Source organism: Arthrobacter sp. TJ-217, assembly GCF_058269255.1.
The window spans coordinates 346,121-367,060 of sequence record NZ_JBZCNJ010000002.1; the positions used below are offsets into that span (position 1 = coordinate 346,121).

A 20,940-nucleotide genomic window follows, 5' to 3' on the forward strand; every position below is an offset into this window, starting at 1 on the left:
ACCGAAGCGGCGCGCACCCACGGTTTCCTAGTCTCGAAGCAGCGGGAAGAGCTCCCGCTCTAACCCAGGGAGAAACCATGTCAGTCACTGAAGAAGTCGGAACAGCTGACGCCGACCGGGCAGCGGTCGAGGCCTTCGGGGAGCGGTGTCTGGGCATCCTCAACGATGGCAGCATCGCCGTCCTCATGAGCATCGGCCACCAGACGGGCCTGTTCGACACCCTCGCCGCGCTTCCTGCAGCGACGAGCGCCGAGATCGCCGGCGCGGCCGGGCTGTCCGAGCGGTATGTCAGGGAATGGCTGGGCGGCATGGCGTCGGCGGAAATCCTCACCTACAACCCCGACGGCAAGACCTTCGCCCTACCCGCAACGCACGCCGCCCTGCTCACCACGGCCGCCGGGCCGGACAACCTCGCCCGCATTCTGCAGTACGTGAGCATGATGGGGGAGATGGAGCAGCGGATCCTCGAATGCTTCCGGACCGGCGGCGGACTCTCCTACACCGACTACCCGCGGTTCCACGCCGTCATGGCCGAAGACAGTGCGGGGGTCAACGACGCCGCCCTCATCGACTCGATCCTCCCGCTCGTTCCCGGCCTCCCCGCAAAACTCCGGGACGGCATCAGGGTCGCGGACATCGGCTGCGGAAGCGGGCACGCGGTCAACCTCATGGCCCGCGCGTTTCCCGCCAGCACGTTCACCGGTTATGACTTCTCGGAGGAGGCAATCACCGCGGCCCGGACCGAAGCCGAAAGCCTTGGCCTGGCCAACGCCAGCTTCGTCCTCCGCGACGTCGCCGAACTGAACGAGGTGGAGGCCTTCGACGCGGTCACCGTCTTCGACGCGATCCACGACCAGGCCGACCCGGCCGGTGTGCTGCGCAACATCTTCACCGCGCTGCGCAGCGGCGGCAGCCTGCTCATGGTGGACATCAAGGCCTCGAGCAACCTCGAGGACAACACGGAACTGCCCTGGGCCTCATTTCTTTACGCCCTTTCGACCGTCCACTGCATGAGCGTCTCGCTCGGCCTCGGTGGCGCGGGCCTTGGCACGGTCTGGGGAACCCAGCTCGCCCAGAAAATGCTCGGCGAAGCGGGATTCTCGGAGGTCGAGGAAAAGGCAATCGAGTCGGACCCGTTCAACGCCTACTTCACGGCAACCAAGGGCTGAGCCCTCCGGGTCAGGCGGGACGCTACGCCATTTCGGCGTAGCGTTTCGCCTTGCCGAGCCCCTCGCGCATGCCGTCGGCGTCGGCCGACAGCCCGTACGCGGCGGTGTCGCGCTGGAACCGCCAGCCCTCGGCAAGCGGGCCCGCATCAACGACGTCGAAGCCGAACTCATCGATGATCGAGGTCACCGTGCGCTTGGCGTCCGTGTCGTCGCCGGCGATCGTCAGGGCACGGCGGCCGGGGGTTCCTGCCGGTTTGCCGTCGGTTGTCAGGTCGGCGAAGTAGATGTTGTTGAACGCCTTCACCACGCGGGCGCCCGCCAGCTGCGCCTGGATCAACTCGCTGGTGGTTGTGCTTTCGTCGTCGAGCTCGGGAATCCGGCCATCCCGCTGAGGGTAGTAGTTGCACGTATCGATCACTGTCTTGCCGGCCAGCGGGCCTGCGGGAAGGTCGCGGTAGCTGCCCACCGGGACAGCCACGACGACGACGTCGCCCGCTGCCGCTGCGTCGGCTGCTGTCGCCGCCGAAGCCTTGGGGCCGAGTTCGGCGACAAGGTGGGCGAGGGTCTCCGGGCCGCGGGAGTTGCTCAGCACCACGCCGTACCCGACGGAGGTGGCCAACCGGGCCAGCTGGGAGCCGATGTGACCGCTGCCGATGATGCCCATTGTTTTCGCGTGCTTGCTCATGCAACCACAACTTACCGGTGATCGGGGATCTCCGCGCGGGTTCTTCCGCGGGCGAAATTCTCCGGTTTTCCCGCCGGCACCACGTCCACAACGGCGTGTCCGGCCGCGACACAAAGTGCCGTACGGCAAAGGAGGAAAAACTGTTACGCGTGAATACCCGCCGGCCTTGCCTGCCCGTCTCCGCGGGAATAAGCAGGGTGCCCGGTGCGCTACCCGGACATGAAGAAGATTGGCTTTTTGTCCTTTGGTCATTACCAGGACGTGCCGGGATCGATGGTGCTTACAGCCCGCGATGCCCTGCAGCAGACAGTGGAGCTCGCGGTTGCTGCCGAGGATGTCGGCATCGACGGCGCCTTCGTGCGCGTCCACCACTTCGCGCCCCAGTTCGCCTCGCCCTTCCCGCTGCTCGCGGCCATGGCGGCCCGGACCAGCCGGATCGAGCTGGGCACGGGCATTATCGACATGCGTTACGAGAATCCCCTTTACATGGCGGAGGAGGCGGCGGTCACCGACCTGATCAGCAACGGCCGGCTGCAGCTCGGCGTCAGCAGGGGATCACCCGAGCCGGCGCTGCGCGGTTACGAGAACTTCGGCTACGTGCCGGCGGAGGGCTCGTCCGACGCCGACGACGCCCGCCACAAGACGGCCATCTTCCGCGCCGCCATCGCCGGTGCGCAGATTGCCGCCGCCGATCCCCGCATGACCGGCTCAGCCGGCCGGCTGGCGATCGAACCGCAGTCGCCGGGACTGAGCGAGCGCATCTGGTGGGGTTCGGGAACCCGCGCCACCGCGAAGTGGGCGGGGGAGCAGGGCATGAACCTGATGAGCTCCACGCTGCTGACCGAAGACACCGGCGTACCCTTCGACGAGCTCCAGGCCGAGCAGATCGATGTGTTCCGGAAGGCGTGGGCGGAGGCCGGACATCCGGGCACCCCGCGCGTCTCGGTGAGCCGCAGCGTCATGCCGCTGGTCACCGACGAGGACCGCTACTACTTCGGCGTGCGCGCCCAGGTCGAGGGTAAGGACCAGGTCGGTCACCTGGACGGCACCCTGGCCCGATTCGGCAAGAGCTACATCGGTGAGCCCGATGTCATTGCGGCGAAGCTTGCCGCCGACGCCGCAGTGCAGGCAGCCGACACGGTGCTCGTCACGATTCCCAACCAACTGGGAGTCGAATACAACGCGCAGCTCCTGGAGAGCATCGTCAAGCACGTTGCTCCCGGCGCCGGATGGCGCTGACGCTCCGCCGGGCATCAACGGCACCGTAACGACGACGGCGGGAGGCACCCAGGGTGCCTCCCGCCGTCGTTTGTCTCCGTCGCAGAATACGCCCGCATTTCCATTCCGTTTGAAAGTGAATTCTCCAGAATAAGGATATTAAGTCTGCTGATGAATTGGTGGACATCTCCTGGGCGTATTATTGCTGAGTCATTCGCGCTTTTATGGGGAGAATTTTGAGCAGCAAACTAGATAGCATTCAGGGTCGGCCCGATTCCGAAACGGCAGTCACGCCCAGGGCGGAAAAGCCCGCCTTTCCGCCGCAGAGCCGCAAGGCGGTTTCCCCTCCCCGGAGGCCGCGGCTCGGCCGTGTGGGTAAGTGGACCATTATTGTTGCGTCAATAGTGGCGATCTTCATGGGCGGCATGGCCGCCGGGGCGGCAAGCATCGACCCGACCGCGAGCGAACAGTACGCCGAACTGCAGGGGCGGAACCGGGAAATGCAGGTCGTCGTCGCGGACCAAAAGGAACGGTACGAGGCCCTGGAGGACAGCACGGTGGAGCGTGAGGCGGAACTCGAAGAACGCGAAGCTGCGGTTGAAGCAGCCGATGCCGAAGTAGCGGCGGCGAAATCCGCAGTCGCCAAGCGCGAGGCCGCCGTGGCCGGTGCCGAAGCCAAGGCAAAGGCGAACACCATCACCGAGGGCACCTGGTCGGTGGGCACCGACATTGCCGCGGGAACCTACCGCACCACCGACGAGGTCGGGTCGTCCTGCTACTGGGCGATCCTCGCAGGGGGCACCAACGGCTCGGACATTCTCGAAAACGACATTCCCGGCGGAGGGCGCCCCATGGTGACCCTCGCCGAGGGCCAGGACTTCAACACGAAGCGCTGTGGCTCCTGGCAGAAGCAGTAGCAGCTGCGGCAGTCCGGCCACTGACCGGTCCTGCTGCCGGAACCGACGGCGGGCAGCACCTGGGGTGCCGCCCGCCGCCGTCTTTTGAGGATCCACCGTCGTTTGAGGATCCGTTGTCTTTCTGGGATCCCATGTCGCTACGGGACGGGATGTGTCGTCTATTCGGGGTTCGATGCCCGTCGGGGAGCCGTTGCCGCGGAGGGACCCTGGGGCAGCGTCGCAAGATAGGCAAGAATCGCCTCCACCCCCGCTTCGAACCCGAGGTCGGAGCGCGGTCCATCGAGGCAGGCCTGCGCAAACGCTCCATGCAGGGCGGGCTGGGAGGCGGGATCGGCAAGCCAGGCGGTCTCCGGGGACGCCGAATCCAGCGCTGAGCCAAGCATGAAGCTGTCGAGGACCGTCACCGCCACCACCACATCGTTTGCGGAGAAACCCGCCCCCACGAACAGGTCAGCCAGGTGTTCGTAGATCTCGAGGGTGGCCTTGTCCGTAACCACTTCGCCGACGAGCAGCGGTATGGCTTTCGCGTGCTGGCCCAGTGCGCTGCGGTAACTGCGGGCCCACGCCGCCGCCCGCTCCTGCCAGGCAGGGCCAGCCGTGAAGAAATCGCCTGCCGCGAGCGCATCCGATCCGATCACCGAGCGGATCCCATTGATGATTTCCGAACGGCCCTGTACATGGTGGTAGATGGACGACGGGCTAACCGAAAGCCGTTGAGCCAGTCCGGGCAGGGTGAAGTCCCCGAACTCATCGACCAGCTCGAGGGCTGCCCGGTAGATCTTTTCCGGCGACAGAATCGCCTGGCGAGGTCGCCCCATTTTCCCCCTGTCGTGACCCGCGCTGCGGCATGCTTTTCCTGGCCGCGCGCGCGGCATACCTGTCTTCACCGTCCTGCGGCTGCCGTGCTCCGTGCCGGTCGACCTTTCCGCCCAACCTTTGAGCAACTAGAACACGATCACGCTGCGGGCACGCTCGCCCCGGCGCATCGCCTCGAATGCGTCGTTGACGTCGTCAAGTCCAATCCGATGGGAGATGAGCCGGTCAACCGGCAGCCGACCCGCGAGGTAGAGCCCGGCAAGGCGTGGGAAGTCCCGCCCCGGGACCGTCGACCCGTAGTTCGAGCCTATAAGCGACTTGCCGCTCTCGGCCAACGCGAGGGCATCGATCGAGACCGGAGAATCTTCGGGAGGCAGACCGACGATGATGGCCTTCCCGCCCGCCGCGAGCAGGGAGGGGAGGGACTCGATGGTCTCCACCCGCCCAATGGCCTCGAACGCGTAGGCGGCGCCGCCGCCCGTCAACCCGCGGATATCCTCCGCCAGACCGGGGGAGGGCGTGAGCGTGTGCGTGGCCCCGAAGCCTTTCGCCGCGGCGAGCTTTTCCTCACTCAGGTCGACGGCGATGATCGGGTTCGCTCCGACGAGCTCCAGCGCCATGATGATTGAGAGCCCCACACCGCCGGTCCCAACCACCACGGCGGAGGTTCCGGCCTCCACTCCCGCGTCGTTCACCACCGCCCCGAAACCCGTTGCGACCGAGCAACCGATGAGGCTCGCGACGTCGAACGGCACGTCCCGGGGGATGCGGATGGCACCGGCTTCGGGGACCACAGCGTATTCGCTCATCGATCCGACGCTGAGGTAGGGGAATGCGTCCCCGCCGTCGATGGAGAGCGGGGTGCTTCCGTCGGGCAGCAGGCACTCCTCCGACCGGCTGCCCGTGCAGACGTAGGACCTCCCCGAGACGCAGGCGGTGCAGCGCCGGCAGGGGTAGAACCAGGAGAGGATGACGTGGTCGCCGACCTCGACGTCGGTGACGCCGTCGCCGATCGCCTCGACGGTGCCGGCGCCTTCGTGGCCCATCACCGTGGGGGAGGGCAGCGTCCAGTCGCCGTCGAGCACATGGCGGTCCGATCCGCAGACCCCCGAGGCGCCCATGCGGACGAGGACAGTCCCCGGGCCGGGGTCGGCCACGGCAACGGTCGTCAGGTCGAGGCTCCGTGAGCCGGCCCGGTGCAGTGCGGCCCGCGAGAGGCGGCTCATGCGCGCCCCTCAACCTTCTCTGCGGCGGGAGCATAGCCGCCGATGCCGCGGCGGACATAGAGGACCCGGGCGAGCACGTAGTAGACCAGCGCTCCGACGATCGCCGAGGGGAGGGATGCGGTGATGTAGCTGAAGACCGGCAGGGTGGTCAGGGTGACCGGGTTGTAGATGACAAGGTAGAAGACGGCCCCGGCCGCGACGGCGCCGAGCCCGGCCCAGTTGATACCCCCATGGAAGTGGTATGCGCTGTCACCGCGGTGACGGTAGAGATCCTCCAAGGCGACGCGCTGGCGGCGCAGCAGGAAGTAGTCGGCAATGATCGCCCCGCACATCGGGGCAAGGAAGGCGCCGCTGAGGGTCACGAAGGTCATGAACCGCAGGTACATGAAGCCAGGGAAGAAGGCGAGGATGGCCGGCAGGACGAAGAACGCGGCGCAGAGCCAGGCCCACCTGACCCGCGAGAGCAGGTTGCCGCTGGCCTGCCGGATGGCGAGCACCGTCGAGTAGACGATTGAGGAGGTGCTGGTGATGTTGGCGAAGGCGATGAACAGCAGGATGAACGCCCCGAGCACCGGGCCGCCGAAGGGCAGCATCCACACCGTCGGATCCGAATCCCCGAGCGTCAGGGCCGCGGCCATGCCGACGATCTGCGCGATCAGGGTGGCTCCGAGCAGCCCGCCGTAGGAGGGCCACAGGGCCGCCCTCGGCGTCTTGGTCAGCCGGGCCAGCGAGCCCATCACCGGGTACCAGGAAACGCCAACCCCGGCGTTGAACTCCACGGCCAGGGCGAAGTTGAGCCGTTCGTCCTCGAACGGCGCGAGCGGTGCGGCGGTGAACAGCGTGTCCCAGGAGGTGTTGATGACGAGGAAGACCATCAGGAACAGCGTCACGACGATCAGGCCCGGAGCAATGAATTTGTTGAACCGGCCGATCGTGACCGGCCCGCGGGAGAGGATCCACCAGGAGACGGCGATGGCCACAAGGGCGAAGAACGTCACCATGAGGCTTTCGGGCCCGAACTCAGTGCCGAAGGTCGAGTTCGACACCTGGGTGACGGCGCGGCCGACCATGATCGCCAGGAGTGATGACCAGCCCATTTCGGTGATCAGGATGACGGTGAAGACAAGGATGCCGACGCCCACCAGCCCGAAGACCGGACGGAGGATCGTGTACTGCTCCACCCCGTAGCGCTGGCTTGCGACGACGCTCGCAAGGATCATGAAACCCAGGCCGATCGCGTTGCCGATGACCATAGCGGCAATGCCCTGCTGGAAGCCCACGAGCAGTGCCGTCGATCCGCCGACGAGGAACGCCCAGGTGGCGATGGCGAGGCTGATGTTGACCCCGGTGAAGTCGGCGCCGTTCCAGATCCGTTCCCTGCGGAGCAGGGGGAGCGAACCGAGCGAACCGCCGCTCTCGCTTGCGGCTTCGGGAGCACTGCGCTCGCCGCGTGCCGTGCTCACAGGGCCAGCACCAGGAAGCCGAGCAGGGTGATGCCCAGCGTCACTGCCGTGAACAGGCCGAGGTCCCGGGCCGAGAGGGCCTTGCGGGAGGCGTCGCCCTGCTCGTGGGCCGAGATTTCGGTGAGCCGCCGCTTCAGCTCGGCGGCCGTTGTGGTGTCAGCAGAATCCATTGTTCCCGTTCTCCAATAATCGAATCTCATTCGGTTTTGGATCAATAGTTGTGCCTATCATGGGGGCTGTCAATGGATTTTCCGTTGAAGTTTGTGCAAGAGGCGCCTGCACCGGCGGCCGCCTCGGGAGGAGGAGCCGTGCCCGGAATGGCCGTACTGCAGGCAGCGGGGGCGGTCAACGCCGTCGGCGAGAACCTGCGCCGCCTCGAGGGGTATGCGGCGCGCGCCGCGGAGCAGGGGGCGGACCTCCTGGTGACCCCCGAACTCTTCGCAACCGGCTACGCTCCCGAGCGCGTTGTCGGTTTCGACGGGCAGGGCATCCGGGCAGAACTGGCGGACATCGCCCGCCGGCACCGCATCGGACTCGTCGGATCGACAGTCGAGGCAGCAGCGGGCGGCCCCCACATCAGCGCCTCACTGTTCGATGCGCAGGGAGCGGAACTGACCCGGTATCGGAAGTCGCATCTGTTTGGGCCCGAGGAAAAGTCGGTCTTCACCCCGGGAAACGACCTCCCTGAACTTGTTCCCCTGATGGGCCTCACCGTTGCCCTCGGCATCTGCTACGACATCGAGTTCCCCGAATATTCGCGAAGCGCCGCACGCCGCGGAGCCGACCTGCTGTGCATTCCCACTGCGGTTCCCGCGACGGGAGATGTCGGAGGCCGGCCGCCCGAGCACACCTACAACGCCGAGCGGATATCGACCCTGCTGGTGCCGGCGCGCGCATTGGAGAACGGCGTCTACATCGCCTACGCCAACCACACGGCCCCCGGGTTCACGGGCCTGAGCAGCATTGCCAGCCCGTATGGAACGTTCCTTGGGCTCGCCAAGGACGGGGAGGAACTGCTCGTCGCCGAGGTTGGGAAGGCGGAGGTGGACCGCGCCCGCTCCCTCAACACCTACCTGACCTGCATGCGCCCGGCACTCTTCGGCTGAGCCGGCGGAAGGCTCCAGCAAGCAAGGAGGGCGCACATAACGACGGCGGGCGGGCACCTCCCGGTGACCGCCCGCCGTCGTTGGGTTTTCCTGCATCAGCCCGAAGGCTACTCGGCGAGTGCCTTGATGACTTCCTTGGCGACTTCCTCGCTTGACTGCGGGTTCTGACCGGTGATGAGGTTTCCGTCGCGCACCATGAAGCTGGTCCACGAATCGGCGCCCTCAACCAGGGCTCCCTTCTCGCGAAGTACGTCCTCAACGAGCCACGGCGTATTCTCGCCGGTTCCGCCCGCCAGTTCCTCCTCGTTGGTGAAGACCGTCAGCCGACGCCCGGCGAAGGCGAAGCTGCCGTCCTCGTTCACGGCGCTGAGCAGGCCGGCAGGGCCATGGCAGAAGGGCGCGATGACCTTGCCCGCATTGTTCGTCTCGACCAGGACGCGGCCGAGGTCTTTATTCGCGGCGAGGTCCGCCATGGGGCCGTGGCCACCCGGCATCACGACGCCGTCGAAGTCGGACGCCGTGACGTGCGCGAGGACCAGCGGCGAGGAAAGCTCGCTGTCGATGTCCTCGAGGTAGCCGCGGAACTCATCGGCCTTCGCCTGGCCTCCGACCTGCTGCGGATCGAGGCTCGCGGCATCGATTGTCGGCTTGACTCCGCCGGGCGAGGCGAGCTGGACCGAGTGGCCGGCTTCGCGGAGGGTGCGGTGGGCGACGACGAGCTCCTCGGCCCAGACACCCGTCGGATGCGAGGTGCCGTCCTTCATGGTGAGGGCATCGGCGGATGAAACAACCATCAGGATTCGAGCCATGGGATTGTGCTCCTTCTCGGGCGCGCCCGTGCGGGTCCGCCCTCTCTGGGATGTGATGTCCATATAGTCAGCGACCTGGTGCGTTATTTTATGCCCCCAGGTGATGCCGGGGCCTACCGTGCGGCATCGAGTTCGTCATAGGTGGCGTCGTCGAGGACGATGTCGAGGGCACGCACGTTCTCTTCGAGGTGGGCGATGGAGCCGGTGCCCGGGATCGGCACCATGACGGGCGAGCGGCGCAGCAGCCAGGCCAGGGCCACCTGGGAGGTGCTGGCACCGAGCCGCTTTGCAGCCTCGTCAAGCGGGCCGCCCGGGCGGGCCAGCTCGCCGGCGGAGATGGGGGCCCAGGGGATGAACCCGATGCCGTTCTCTGTGGCGTAGGCCAGCACGTCCTCGGAGTGGCGGTCGGTGAGGTTGTAGCGGTTCTGCACCGTGGAGACGGTGAAGTACTTTTCGGCTTCCTTGAGCTGATCGACCGTGACCTCGGAGAGCCCGAGGGCGCGGACCTTGCCTTCCTGCTGGAGGTCGCGGAGCGTGGAGAACTGTTCTTCGGCATCAACCCTCGGATCGATGCGGTGGAGCTGGAGCAGATCCAGGGTGTCCACCTTGAGCCTGCGGAGGCTGAGCTCGGTCTGCTGGCGCAGGTATTCCGCGCGCCCAACGGCCACCCACCGGGTGGGCGCGGGACGGGTGAAGCCGACCTTCGTGGCAATGCGCAGGCCATCCGGGTAGGGATGGAGGGCCTCAGCGATGATCTCTTCGCTGACGTTGGGCCCGTAGGAGTCGGCGGTGTCGATGAAGTCCACGCCCAATTCAACAGCGCGGCGGACAACCTCGATGGAGGTGCCCCGGTTGGCCGGTTCGCCCCAGACGTTCTCGCCCACGATGCGCATTGCACCGAAGCCAAGGCGGTTGACGGTGCCGAGATCCTTCAGGTTGATGGTGGGAGAGAGATGTGAAGTCACCTGATCATTGTTGGTCATACTGCGGCAACCTACCGCTTTCCGGCGTTATTCCGATAGCCCTGGCGATACCGGTCGACGGACAGGCGGCGGAAGGTGGGTCCCGCAGGCGCGGCCCCGGTGCATCGGCACCGGGGCCGCGGATGCGGTCAGGCCGGGATTCGCTCAGCGCCGGGCGGAGCTCCGCCGGCGCCACGCGGTTGCGCCGCCGGCGAGGGTTCCAGCCGCGAGAAGCAGCGCGCCGGCTGCAAGCGGCAGCGCGGCCTGCTCGTCTTCGGCCGCCTGGATTCCCTCGACGCCGGTGTCGGCGCCACCTTCGGGAACGGCACCTGCCATCTGCGCTGCGACAATCTCCCCGCAGGCGGCGGGCAGGGTTGCAGCAAGGGGCAGCGACGGATCAAGGGTGCTCTGCTGCTGCTGCGCAGCAGCGGGAAGCCGAGCCGGGTCGACGCCGTGAACCTCGACGATGGCGGCACCTGACTGGATCGCCTGGACCGTTGCCGGGTCAAGGGTGATTGTGCGCTGGTACGTGTAGGCACCGCCGGCGGGGAGCCGGTCAAGGGCCAGCGCCGACGCCGGGCTTGTGTCACCCGAGAGCGAAAGCGTTGTGCTGATTGCGCCTTCGATCGGCTCACCTTCGGGTGAGTCGACGACGCCGTCGCCGTTTGCATCAGCCTCGGGACCCGCACAGCGTCCCTGTCCGCCGATGTGGATGTGCTGGGCGTGGACGAACGGCATGTCCATCAGGACGGGCGCCGCACCGGCGATGTTCATTGTGATCGTGGCCTGGCTGCCCTGCAGCTGGATCATGGCCTGGCCCGATGTCCCGCTGTTGTTCGAGGGGGCAAGTGTTGCGGAGTAGGACGTTGCGCCGGTCTGCGCGGCAACCGGTCCGGCCGTGAGGGCCAGTGCGGTGAGCGCGAGGGTGGGGGCAACAAAAAACGCTGACGTACGCATCGATTCAACCTTCCAAACAGTAAGGAGACCTCTCTGTGGTACATCAAAATGTTATCGAGGGGCCGGATGGGCTGTCCGGCTCGAGGGGCGTTTGAAACCTGAGAAATGAGGGGTTAGCATACCCGGCCCGTCGTGGGTTCAGGATGGCCGTCGCATCACACACTCAGGTCGAGAACCGGCATCCCCTCGCGCAGCTCCTTGAGCCGCAGCGCGTGCCTGTGCAGTGCCTTGTCCTCCTCGGTGACCGGTTCGTACGCGGGCACCGGCACGGTGCGGCCCTCGCCGTCGAGCGCAACGAAAACGCTAAGGCACTGCGCGGAAAGGCCCATCACCTGATCGCGCGGGTCGGCCGAGCGCACCCTGAGCCCAATGTGCATGCTCGAGGTACCCGTCAGCAGCAGCCGGGCCTCGATCTCGAGGATGTGCCCCACCGGGATGGGCCGGTGGAAGTGGATTCCGCCCGAGTAGACGGCGACTGTGTGCTGCCTGCTCCACCCGGTCGCACAGGCGTAGGCCGTTTCGTCGATCCAGGCCATGACGGTGCCGCCGTGCGTCTTTCCGCTCCAGTTGGCGTCAGTGGGTGCCGAAAGGAACCGGAAGGTCATCTGCGGCGCGGATCCCGCCGCGGTGTAGGAGTGGCGGGCAACCTCCTCCTTGATCTGGGCGCGGATGGGAATCCGCGCGTGCGCCGCGGACTGGAAGGCCTTCTCGACGTCGGTCGCCGGAAGCCACTCGGGCACCCGGCGGGGTGAGCCGGAGTCGTCAACGGCGACGAAAACAAGGAGGCACTCCGTTGCCTCGACATACTTCCCCGAGCGGGGGTTCGCCGAAAGGACACTCACGAGGATGTGCATGCTGGTGCGGCCGGTGTAGACGAGCTTGGCGTGGACCTCAATGAGGCTGCCGGCGGGAATCGGCCTGGTGAACCGGACGTCGCCGACATAGGCGGTGACGCAGTACCCGCCGCTCCAGCCGACGGCACAGGCGAAACCGGCCTTGTCGATCCATTCGAGGACGCGGCCCGCCTGAATGGTTCCGCCGCTGACGGCGACATCGGTTGGGGCGGCCATGAAGCGCAGCACCATTGTGTCGCGGTTCCCTGTGGTCTCGTCCATCGAGGAAGCTCAATTCTGCAGCAGGCGGCGTGATGGTGCCCATGGTCTCACGAAGCCTGCGCTCCCGGGCGGGAGGTGACGGATTAGGTCAGTTCCTCCACCCGCCGCCGCGCCCGGTCAAGGGAACGGCGCGCCGCTTCGGCCTTCCTCGCGGCCTCCTTCCGGCTCCGCTCAGCGTCCTCGGCCTCCTCCGTGATGACCTCGAATTCGCGGCGCAGGGCTCGCAGCCGCTCCTCAAGGTCCTCGACGGAGGCCTCCAGCCCTTCGCGCCGGACCGAGACCCGGTGTGCCCGGTGCTCGGCCCGCGCCACCGTTGCCTCGGCTTCCCGGGCTTCAGCCTCGGACTCCCCAAGGGCAGCGCGTGCCTCATCGAGGAGCCGCGCTGCCCGTTCGCTCTCCTCCGCGCCGTCCTCCGGCACCGAGGCCCGTCCGCGCGCGGCGCCGGCCGGCACGGCTGCGGCCGCATCGAACGGCCCGCCGACGGCACCGGCGAGATCGACCGGGTCCCACCCCGACACCTCAAGCGGGCGCAGCAGCCGACCGCTCAGCACGGCGGCCGCCGCCGCGGGATCGGTCATTGCGGCGCGGAGGGTCTTCTCGACGTCGGGGAGCGCCGCCACGCCGACCTCGTGCCCCAGGTCCGCCGCAAGGTCACGGCTCTGCCGGGCCACTGCCGCAACGAGGCGCTGCCGCTGCTGGCCCAGGGCGTTCAACGTGGCACGGTCGAGGCCCTCCTGTGCTTCCCGCAGCGCCTGGCCCAGTTCGAGGATCTGCTCAACCTCCCCCGACCGGTGGTGGACAAGCATGTTCACCAGCCAGGCCGCCGCCGATGCCTTCTTGAGCTTCCGGATCTCGGCGCCGAGGGCCTTGTCCCCGGCGCTGGCGGCCGCCCTCGCCTGCTCATCGCGGGCACCCGTAAACTCCTCAAGCGGCAGTGCGTAGAGGCTCTTGGCAGCAGAAACAAGGTCCATGGAATTGTTCGCCCCCGGTAGGAAATCAGAACGTTGAAGGCAACACTGACAAATACGGGCGGCCGAAGCAAAGGTGGGCCCACGGCATCCGCCCAGGGCCGCGCCGAACAGGGCTATCGCGCTTGGTGAAGTAATTCTATGATTGGCCTGATCCGCTGATCGCTGCGGAGCACAATGGGGGATAAGCCTTCCTGTGCATGCCTGGTCCTTTGAGAAGGGTTAGCAATAATGAACGAGGAAGACCTCCGCCGTATCCGAGTTGCCGCCGCAGACAAAGAAGCCGCGGCATTTGAATTGGACCATGCAGCACTCAGCCTTGAAGAGGCTGTCGCAACGGCGCTGCGCCACGGCGAAAATCCCGCCGACATAGCGGATGCGGCGGACCTTCCCGAACCGGACGTCCGGCGGATCGATCCGTTTGTGGTGAGCCCCGAGGCCTGGCCGCCCGCCTGACCCGTGCGGGCACGCCGGGCAGGAATAACTTGTTAGATGTTCTAACTATATGCTTTCCTAGTGGGGAATCCCGGGCGAAACTCCTCTGGTGACAGCCCGACGGTGAAGTACTCAACAAGTCCCGCCGCGTAGACAGAGCAAGAGACATGTACACAAACAGCAAGCTGACCGCCGAGGACCCGTTTCCCGAGGACCTGAGCGTTCTGGGCACTGAGGCAGTCGAGCTGCTGAACAGCAAGGTGCACCGCGCGGTCGACGCCGAGGTTGATGAGCTGGGCATGGTTGAGCCGGAGACGGAGTTCCGGCTCGAGGAAATCAATTCGGAACTGGACCTCCGCGACCTGCAGCAGGCAGCGGAGGAACCGGAGGAAGCCGAAGCCTGAGCCGAATCCCGGAGCGGGCGCCAACGGTGCGGTAACGCAGCGCCCGCCGGTGATTCAGGCGCTTCCCGAGCCTGCCCGGGCCTCGGCAGTGACACGGCTGTAGGCGATTCCGCTGTCCTTGACCGTCCTGGCCAGCGTCTCATAATCGACCCGGATGATGCCGAACCGCTTGCCGTAGCCCCAGGACCACTCGAAGTTATCGAGCAGCGACCAGACGAAGTAGCCGCGCACGTCGGCCCCTTCGGAGATGGCACGGCTGACGGCGTCGATATGGTCGAGGATGAACTGGGTGCGTTCGGTGTCGTGGACGGCGCCGTCGGCGCTGACCTCGTCGTCGTAGGCCGCACCGTTCTCGGTGACATACAGCGGAGGCAGGGTCTCGTATTCCTTCCCGAGGCGCACCAGCAGGTGGCGCAGCCCGTCGGGGTTGACCTCCCAGTTCATCGCGGTGCGCGGAAGGCCACGGCTGGGAAATGCGATGTGCTCCGCGCCGATCCACGGTGAGGCCGCCGCGCGCTCGGCTCCGCCGGAGTGGCCGCCGCTGCCGGCGTCGTCGGGATGGCCGCTGATCAGGTCGTCGTGGTAGTGGTTGACGCCCAGGAAATCGAGGGGGGCGCCGATGAGCTCGAGGTCGCCCGGCTGGATGAGCCCGGAAAGCCCGAAGGGCTCGAGGTCGCGCAGCGTGTCTTCGGGGTAAGCGCCGCGCAGGATCGGATCGAGGAAGATGCGGTTCTGCAGCGAATCGAAGAGGCGGGCCGCTTCGAGGTCTGCCGGATCGGCGGGGTCGCGCGGAATCGAATTGCTCAGGTTAAGGGTGATGCCCAGGTTCTGGGCGCCGAGGGAGCGCAGCTCCTTCACGGCAAGGCCGTGTGCGAGGTGCTGGTGGTGCACGGCGGCGATCGCGGCCCGCGGCTCCTGGCGGCCGGGTGCGTGGACTCCCGATCCGTAGCCCAGCAGCGAGGAGCAGAAGGGCTCGTTGAACGTCGTCCAGTGCTGCACCCTGTCGCCGAGGACCGAGTGGACGTCGGCCGCGTAGTCGATGAAGCGGTAGGCGGTGTCGCGGTTCGCCCAGCCGCCCTTCTCTTCGAGCGCCTGGGGCAGGTCCCAGTGGTAGAGGGTCAGCCAAGGCAGGATGCCGGCCTCCAGCAGTTCATCGACAAGCCGGGAGTAGAAGTCGAGCCCCTCAGGGTTGGCGGCGCGGTCACCGGGCCGTACGCGGGCCCAGCTCGTGGAGAACCGGTAGGACCCCAGGCCCAGCTCCTTCATCAGGCGCACATCTTCGGGCATGCGGTGGTAGTGGTCGACGGCCGTCTCGAGGTTGTCGCCCTTTGCGACGGCTCCCGGAACACGGGCGAAGGCGTCCCAGACCGAATCCTCCTTGCCGCCCTCGTGACCTGCCCCTTCGACCTGGGCCGCGGCCGTGGCCGAACCCCAGAGGAAGCCGGTGGGCCAGTCGGTCCGTTCGTGGCGTTGCTGCGGCATTAACCCTTCACTGCTCCTTGCGTGATTTCCTGAAATGAGTTCTTTCCCGGCGGCGAAAAGCACAAGCAGCGAACGTGCAGCGAGCACGGCCCCGGCGGGGACGATCGAATAGCCAACATACCGCGCCAACCGTTGCCGTCTCGGCGCCGTCTTGAGGGTGGGGTGCCCGTGTCGACCCCCATCACGGGTGGCAGCTTGGCGCCCCCGCTAGGCCCTGCGGCCGGTCACCGCAACTCCGAATCGTTTTGGCGCCGCCGCTCGCACCCGCCCGGGATGGCGTTTAATTGCAGGACCAGCGCGGAGGAGAAACGCAATGAACCCAGTGTGTCCGTCCTGCGGGGCTTCGATGCAGGAACTTCCCGAAAGCCAGTGGCCAGCCGCCGGCCCCGTCCCCGAAGGCGCTATCGCGCTGTACCAGTGCGAAGGGAACCACCGGGTGATCGTCGCCGAACCAGCCATCCAGGGTTAGGTACCGCACAGGGCGGGGTGGTCCGCCCCGCGATGCGCCCGCCGATGCCCGGGGTTAACTGCGCTCGCGGATGATCCTGTCGATCTCGTCGCGCAGGGCCGTCGCCTCATCAAGGGTCAGCTCAAGTTCGGCGTCCTGCTCAACCCAGCCTATTTTGAGCACCTCGTCGCCGTCCGAACCGGAAAGTCCCACGGCCAGGGCGCGTCCCCGCGGCCGGGTGATGTCGCCGATGATCATTTCCCCGCCGTCGTCCTCAGCGACCGCCATGATGCCCGCCCTTCTGCGGCTGCGCGCCGCAATCCAGTGGGACGGGCGCGAGCGCGGCGCTCGGGCCGGCCCCGTTCCGACCGGTTGCTGAGCACCATGCTACTCAGCCCGGCGACCCGCGGGGGAGTGCCGGTGGTGCGGGAAAAGTCGTGGCCGGGGCCGGGGGCGGAGCCTAGGATGGGAACGTGATCCGCCGACGCACCGTCGGCGGGCGCAGGCGAACAGGGGAGCACGTCATGGGCCTGGGTAACAGAATTCTCAATGCAGCCGGGCGGTTCGCGGGCCGAAGCGGAACCACCTCGGGCACGACCGGCACCCGCCGGCCACGCACCGGTGGCGTCGGCCGCACCGGAGGAACCGGCCGGGGCGGTGTGAGCAGCGGAGGCGGGCTCAGCGGAATCCTGCGCGGCGTCCTCAAGCGCCGGTAGGGTTCCCCGCGTCGTCAGCGCCTCCTGTGCGGGGTGAACTTCACCGCGCCCGGGAGGTGCTGACTACCGCCGCATCGGCTTCACGGCCGACGGCGCGGGCACCTTGGAGCCGCTCCCGGGAATGGCGGTCAACGTCGTGCGTCTGGTGCGCTGAGGCCTTCTGCGCCGAAGCCGGACGGGAGTAGGTTGGTGAAATGCAGACACCCAGCGCAGATTCTCCGAACGCCAACCCCCTATTCGAGCCCGATGCCTGGCAGGAGCAGCCGGAGGCCGCGCTGCTCGGCCTCATCGGCCGGATCGAATCCGAAATAGCCGAGCTGCAGTTTCCGCGGTTCACCCCCGAGGACGCGCTCGCGCTCGGACTCCTGCTGGTCGAGCTTGGCAACGAGCGGAACCTGCCCATCGCCATCGATATCAGCAGGGGTGAGCACGTGGTGTTCCACGTGGCCCTGGCTGGAGCGACCCTCGACAATGACTTGTGGCTGCGGGCGAAGCGCCGCACGGCGGTGCGCTACGGCGAGCCGTCCCTGCTCGTTGGGCTGCGCGCCCGCCGCAACGGTGGGCGAATCGACGACAACCCCATGTTCGACCAGGGCGTGTATGCCGCCCACGGCGGCGCCTTCCCCCTGTACGTGCGCGGGGTGGGGCCGGTCGCGACGGTGACGGTCTCGGGACTGCCCCAGATGGATGACCACGATCTGGTGGTCGAGGCGCTGAGGTCCCGGCACGCGGAACTGGACTAACGGCGCAAGGAGGCTGGTCGGGACCCGATGGTGGCGGACGTGCCCGGGCCCGATTAGCCAGGCGCCGGGCACGGCCACCGGCAGGAACGTTGGTTCCCGGGCTCGCCGCTTCCCCCACGGAGCGGCAAGGACCTAGCCGACGATAAGCGTAAGCGTCAGGGGCACGAATAACAAACCGTCCGACCGGTTTGTCTAGGTCGCTTCGGTGATGCGTCCGGCGAGGACATTGCTGTCCTCCAGGTAGGCCTCGGCGAGGACCCCCGGCAGGAGGATCGCCCACATCTCTTCGATGCGCGGCATCACGTCCTCCCGGGCGGTGAGGATGTTCGAGACCATCTGGACGCCGGTGAATGCGGCAACAAGCAGGCGCGCGAAGACAGCTGGGTCAAGTGAGGTGCGCAGGTAGCCCTCGGTCTGCGCAGTGGCGGAGAGCCGCTCCATGCTGTTCACCCAGTCCTGGTACGGTGCCGCGACGTCGGCCCCGAATGCGGTTGCCTCAAAGGTGAGCCGGACTCCTGCCCGCACGATCGGTTCGTGGATGAGGTCCTGTCCAAAGCCGCGGGTGATCAGGATCATCGCGACGAGCGCCGGATGGCCCTGGCTGAGGATCGGTTCGGAGTGCTTCATGGCGAAGGCATGCTGTTCCTCGATGACGGCCTGGGCCAGCGCTTCCTTGGAGGCGAAATGGAAGTACAGCGCGCCCTTTGTCACCCCGGCCTCGTCGGCGACCCGGGCGAGCGAGGTCAGACCGTAGCCCTGAACCTCGAAGACCGACGCCGCCCCCGCGATGATCGCCTGCCGCGTTGCCCTTGCGCGTTCCTGGGTCATCGAATCCTCATGCCGGTCGCCCGGGCGGTACCGGCGGCAGGGTTTCGGGGCGGCCGGCCCATGGCGTGCTCATTCGTCGATCTTCCCAGCCGGGGACCCCCGGTGTCATGTTGGCCGTCCCGCGAAGCGGTCCATCGAGCCAACCTGGACGATCGAAATAACTTCTTTCCCATCTGTATCACCCGTTGTGCATATACGGCTGAGGGAAATGGGGCTAGCATGCCAATAGCTATCTTGGGGAAAGGCGCAGTGTCGCGCCGCGCGGTGCCGTCTCAACGGGGCAGTGCGTGACTGGACCGCGCTTTGTAGAGGGGGACTACACAGCATGCATTTGCGCCATGGACCGCGCTTTGGCGACGGCGATCTGCCGCACGACCTTTTCATGAGGGCCCTTGAGGCCACCTCCGAACTTTCCCTCATCACCGACGCGTCGGAAAAAATCCTCCACGTCACCGACTCCTTCACCCGCATCACCGGGTACACGCGCAGCGACGTCCTGGGACGCAACTGCCGCATGCTCCAAGGGCAGGGGACCGACCCCGACACGAGGGCCGCGATCCGCCTCGCCCTCGCGGCCGGCGAGGTGTTCCAGGGCGAGATCCTCAACTACCGCAAGGACGGATCGGCGTTCTGGAACATGCTCGCCATCACCCCGCTCAGATCCAAGGCTGGCGGGGTGACCCACTACGTCAGCACACAGCGGGACATCAACACGCGGATGGCGCTGCACGAACAACTGCGCTTCCAGGCCCTCCACGACCCGGTGACGGGACTGCCGAACCGCGTGGCGATGAACGAGCACCTCGCCGAACTCGTCGCCGGCGGTTCCCGGGCGGAGGTCACCGCCGCCGTCGGCATGATCGACCTCGACGACTTTCGTGCAGTCAACAACACCTTCGGGCATGAGGCGGGCGACCAGCTCCTCAAGGAGTGGGCGGTCCGGATGCAGGCTCAGCTGTGCGACGAGGATTTCCTCGGCCGGATGGGCGGCGACGAGTTCATCGTGGTGCTCGGTGGCATAAGCCGTGCCAGCGCCGAGGAAAGCCTGACGCGCATCCTCGAACGGCTTTCCTACGCCGTCCAGGTTCCCTTCGCCGTCGGAGACCGCAGCGTCACCGTCGGCATGAGCATGGGCCTCGCCCTGTTCCCGCAGGACGGTTTCGACACGGCAACACTGCTTAGGAGCGCGGACGAATCGTTGTACTGGGTGAAAAAGCGCAAGCGGGAACGGAACCGCTGGTGGGCACTTGCGCCGGAGTCCGGCGCGGTGCCCGTTGGAGTTCCTGCCGGTTCGGGACCTGCCTCCGCCTCGGCAACTCCTTCGAAAACCGCCGCCGCCCCTGCTGCGCCTGAAGAACCGGCGGCTCTTCAGGACCAGGACGAGGAGGACGGCGGAGCGCTCGAGGAATACCGGGCCGCCCTCTATGGAGGCGGGCTGTGCATCAACCTGCAGCCGGTCATCGACCTGCGCGACGGGTCGGTCCACCTCTTCGAAGCCCTTGCGCGACTCCGGCTCCCGAGCGGGCGGGTACTGCGGCCGGCGGGGTTCCTCCGCTACCTGAGCGACGCCGACCTTGATTTCGTCTTCGCGACGGTCCTCGACCAGTCCCTCGCCCGCCTCGCCGCCTGGGACGCCGTCGGCCTTTCCTACAACGTGTCGGTCAACCTGCCCCCGACCACCCTGCTCGACCCGGGCTCGCCGGGGCTGATCCGGGCGGCGCTGGAGCGGCACAACATCGCCCCGCACCGGCTGGGCCTTGAGCTGCTCGAATCGCAGACCCTTGAATGGGACATCCAGCGCGACGCGCTGAACCAGCTCGTTGACCTCGGGGTGGGCCTTGCCATGGACGACCTCGGCGGCGGCTACAGCAGCCTCAAACGGCTTTCCTCGCTTCCGTTCAACGCGATCAAGCTCGACCAGGACCTGCTCGCCGAGATCCGCAGGAAACCCACCGAAACCCTTGGCCTCGTCGCGACGCTGATCCAGATGGGCAGGGACTTCGGCATGAACGTGGTGGTCGAGGGCCTTGAGGATGAGGGGATCGCCGAGGCCGTCACCGTGCTGGGAGCACCCCTGGGCCAGGGCTACTACTTCGCGCGGCCGCTGCTTCCGGGCGACGCCGCGGGCTGGGTGGAAAGCTTTAAGCTTCCCGTGCGCATCGACTCCTTCAGGACCTTCCTTGGTGCCCTCGCCTACCACTGGCAGTTTGCGCGCCTCGGTTCGCCCCACCCGCGCGCACTTCCCGAATGCCCGCTGACCGTGTTCCTCTCGGGCATGCAGGTCGGGGCCAACGTGAACCGGTGGCATGCCCAGCAGCACGACGCGAAAGCGGCCTACGCCGGTGCCGGCCGGCTCCTCGTGGACTGGCTGGTGCAGCAGATCCACAGCGGCGTTGAGGAGGCCGGGCGCCTGGAGGCCGCCGCGCAGTACTCCCGCCGCTGACCCAGCGCGCCCGATAGGGCAGGATGAGGG

The 20,940-nt window shown here is 67.1% G+C and carries 23 protein-coding genes; 10 read left to right on the top strand and 13 right to left on the bottom strand.

The features are described from left to right. The first annotated feature begins 77 nt into the window (after window positions 1–77). On the top strand, window positions 78–1,169 hold the full coding sequence (locus AC4D2R_RS04695; protein WP_490937994.1) for a class I SAM-dependent methyltransferase: 1,092 nt from the start codon (window positions 78–80) through the stop codon (window positions 1,167–1,169). Window positions 1,170–1,191: 22 nt separating this feature from the next. Here AC4D2R_RS04695 and AC4D2R_RS04700 read toward each other — a convergent pair whose 3' ends face one another. Beyond that, window positions 1,192–1,854 carry an NADPH-dependent F420 reductase gene (locus tag AC4D2R_RS04700; RefSeq protein WP_490937996.1) on the bottom strand — a complete coding sequence of 221 codons (663 nt, stop codon included), beginning with the start codon at window positions 1,852–1,854 and terminating at the stop codon, window positions 1,192–1,194. Between the two features lie 219 nt (window positions 1,855–2,073). Here AC4D2R_RS04700 and AC4D2R_RS04705 point away from each other — a divergent pair, with 219 nt between their 5' ends. Together AC4D2R_RS04705 and AC4D2R_RS04710 are read left to right on the top strand one after the other, a co-directional pair. Further along, complete coding sequence (locus AC4D2R_RS04705) at window positions 2,074–3,093, top strand: LLM class flavin-dependent oxidoreductase (protein ID WP_490937998.1); 1,020 nt, start codon at window positions 2,074–2,076, stop codon at window positions 3,091–3,093. Window positions 3,094–3,443: 350 nt separating this feature from the next. Beyond that, window positions 3,444–3,989 (top strand): Rv1352/Rv1906c domain-containing protein, encoded by a 546-nt coding sequence (locus AC4D2R_RS04710; protein ID WP_490938000.1) that lies wholly within the window; start codon window positions 3,444–3,446, stop codon window positions 3,987–3,989. Between the two features lie 158 nt (window positions 3,990–4,147). On the opposite strand, the gene AC4D2R_RS04715 is transcribed toward AC4D2R_RS04710, so the two are convergent. The 4 genes from AC4D2R_RS04715 to AC4D2R_RS04730 all read right to left on the bottom strand — a co-directional run bounded on the left by AC4D2R_RS04715 (window position 4,148) and on the right by AC4D2R_RS04730 (window position 7,664). After that, window positions 4,148–4,807, bottom strand: a complete 660-nt coding sequence (locus AC4D2R_RS04715) for a TetR/AcrR family transcriptional regulator (protein ID WP_490938002.1) — start codon at window positions 4,805–4,807, stop codon at window positions 4,148–4,150. 126 nt (window positions 4,808–4,933) lie between these two features. After that, on the bottom strand, window positions 4,934–6,031 hold the full coding sequence (locus AC4D2R_RS04720) for an alcohol dehydrogenase catalytic domain-containing protein (protein WP_490938004.1): 1,098 nt from the start codon (window positions 6,029–6,031) through the stop codon (window positions 4,934–4,936). Then, window positions 6,028–7,494: a purine-cytosine permease family protein gene (locus AC4D2R_RS04725; protein WP_490938007.1), complete on the bottom strand. Its 1,467-nt coding sequence runs from the start codon at window positions 7,492–7,494 to the stop codon at window positions 6,028–6,030. Before AC4D2R_RS04725 ends, AC4D2R_RS04720 begins: the two co-directional genes overlap by 4 nt. Beyond that, a complete protein-coding gene (locus tag AC4D2R_RS04730; protein ID WP_490938010.1) occupies window positions 7,491–7,664 on the bottom strand; it encodes a hypothetical protein in 174 nt (57 codons plus the stop codon). Before AC4D2R_RS04730 ends, AC4D2R_RS04725 begins: the two co-directional genes overlap by 4 nt. 147 nt (window positions 7,665–7,811) lie before the next feature. Between AC4D2R_RS04730 and AC4D2R_RS04735 the strand changes: the two genes are divergently transcribed. After that, a complete protein-coding gene (locus AC4D2R_RS04735) occupies window positions 7,812–8,600 on the top strand; it encodes a nitrilase-related carbon-nitrogen hydrolase (protein ID WP_490938012.1) in 789 nt (262 codons plus the stop codon). Between the two features lie 107 nt (window positions 8,601–8,707). On the opposite strand, the gene AC4D2R_RS04740 is transcribed toward AC4D2R_RS04735, so the two are convergent. From AC4D2R_RS04740 to AC4D2R_RS04760, 5 genes are all read right to left on the bottom strand, one after another. Then, on the bottom strand, window positions 8,708–9,409 hold the full coding sequence (locus AC4D2R_RS04740) for a type 1 glutamine amidotransferase domain-containing protein (protein WP_490938014.1): 702 nt from the start codon (window positions 9,407–9,409) through the stop codon (window positions 8,708–8,710). A gap of 113 nt (window positions 9,410–9,522) precedes the next feature. Further along, window positions 9,523–10,392 (bottom strand): aldo/keto reductase, encoded by an 870-nt coding sequence (locus AC4D2R_RS04745; RefSeq protein ID WP_490938016.1) that lies wholly within the window; start codon window positions 10,390–10,392, stop codon window positions 9,523–9,525. 144 nt (window positions 10,393–10,536) lie between these two features. Next, window positions 10,537–11,328 (bottom strand): hypothetical protein, encoded by a 792-nt coding sequence (locus tag AC4D2R_RS04750; RefSeq protein ID WP_490938018.1) that lies wholly within the window; start codon window positions 11,326–11,328, stop codon window positions 10,537–10,539. A 155-nt stretch (window positions 11,329–11,483) separates the two neighbouring features. After that, a complete protein-coding gene (locus AC4D2R_RS04755) occupies window positions 11,484–12,443 on the bottom strand; it encodes an acyl-CoA thioesterase (RefSeq protein ID WP_490938020.1) in 960 nt (319 codons plus the stop codon). Between the two features lie 83 nt (window positions 12,444–12,526). Continuing rightward, the gene (locus AC4D2R_RS04760; protein WP_490938022.1) at window positions 12,527–13,414 is read right to left on the bottom strand and encodes a transposase; all 888 of its coding nucleotides are present in this window, start codon (window positions 13,412–13,414) and stop codon (window positions 12,527–12,529) included. A 228-nt stretch (window positions 13,415–13,642) separates the two neighbouring features. Between AC4D2R_RS04760 and AC4D2R_RS04765 the strand changes: the two genes are divergently transcribed. Together AC4D2R_RS04765 and AC4D2R_RS04770 are read left to right on the top strand one after the other, a co-directional pair. Continuing rightward, window positions 13,643–13,867 carry a hypothetical protein gene (locus tag AC4D2R_RS04765; RefSeq protein ID WP_490938024.1) on the top strand — a complete coding sequence of 75 codons (225 nt, stop codon included), beginning with the start codon at window positions 13,643–13,645 and terminating at the stop codon, window positions 13,865–13,867. A 146-nt stretch (window positions 13,868–14,013) separates the two neighbouring features. After that, complete coding sequence (locus AC4D2R_RS04770) at window positions 14,014–14,250, top strand: hypothetical protein (protein ID WP_490938026.1); 237 nt, start codon at window positions 14,014–14,016, stop codon at window positions 14,248–14,250. A 54-nt stretch (window positions 14,251–14,304) separates the two neighbouring features. Here the strand turns inward: AC4D2R_RS04770 and AC4D2R_RS04775 are convergent, their stop codons facing one another. Further along, complete coding sequence (locus tag AC4D2R_RS04775) at window positions 14,305–15,732, bottom strand: GH1 family beta-glucosidase (RefSeq protein ID WP_490938028.1); 1,428 nt, start codon at window positions 15,730–15,732, stop codon at window positions 14,305–14,307. A 313-nt stretch (window positions 15,733–16,045) separates the two neighbouring features. On the opposite strand from AC4D2R_RS04775, the gene AC4D2R_RS04780 reads away from it, so the two are divergent. Next, entirely contained in the window at window positions 16,046–16,201 is a 156-nt protein-coding gene (locus AC4D2R_RS04780; RefSeq protein WP_490902078.1) for a hypothetical protein, read from the top strand. Between the two features lie 54 nt (window positions 16,202–16,255). On the opposite strand, the gene AC4D2R_RS04785 is transcribed toward AC4D2R_RS04780, so the two are convergent. Further along, the gene (locus AC4D2R_RS04785) at window positions 16,256–16,468 is read right to left on the bottom strand and encodes a hypothetical protein (protein ID WP_490902079.1); all 213 of its coding nucleotides are present in this window, start codon (window positions 16,466–16,468) and stop codon (window positions 16,256–16,258) included. A gap of 185 nt (window positions 16,469–16,653) precedes the next feature. Here AC4D2R_RS04785 and AC4D2R_RS04790 point away from each other — a divergent pair, with 185 nt between their 5' ends. Together AC4D2R_RS04790 and AC4D2R_RS04795 are read left to right on the top strand one after the other, a co-directional pair. Then, window positions 16,654–16,896 carry a hypothetical protein gene (locus tag AC4D2R_RS04790; RefSeq protein WP_490902081.1) on the top strand — a complete coding sequence of 81 codons (243 nt, stop codon included), beginning with the start codon at window positions 16,654–16,656 and terminating at the stop codon, window positions 16,894–16,896. A 194-nt stretch (window positions 16,897–17,090) separates the two neighbouring features. After that, window positions 17,091–17,639 (top strand): heme-degrading domain-containing protein, encoded by a 549-nt coding sequence (locus AC4D2R_RS04795; RefSeq protein ID WP_490938030.1) that lies wholly within the window; start codon window positions 17,091–17,093, stop codon window positions 17,637–17,639. 192 nt (window positions 17,640–17,831) lie between these two features. On the opposite strand, the gene AC4D2R_RS04800 is transcribed toward AC4D2R_RS04795, so the two are convergent. Beyond that, window positions 17,832–18,467 (bottom strand): ScbR family autoregulator-binding transcription factor, encoded by a 636-nt coding sequence (locus AC4D2R_RS04800; protein ID WP_490938032.1) that lies wholly within the window; start codon window positions 18,465–18,467, stop codon window positions 17,832–17,834. 382 nt (window positions 18,468–18,849) lie between these two features. On the opposite strand from AC4D2R_RS04800, the gene AC4D2R_RS04805 reads away from it, so the two are divergent. Then, window positions 18,850–20,910, top strand: coding sequence for a putative bifunctional diguanylate cyclase/phosphodiesterase (locus AC4D2R_RS04805; protein WP_490938034.1), 2,061 nt, complete (start codon window positions 18,850–18,852; stop codon window positions 20,908–20,910). Window positions 20,911–20,940: the final 30 nt, after the last annotated feature.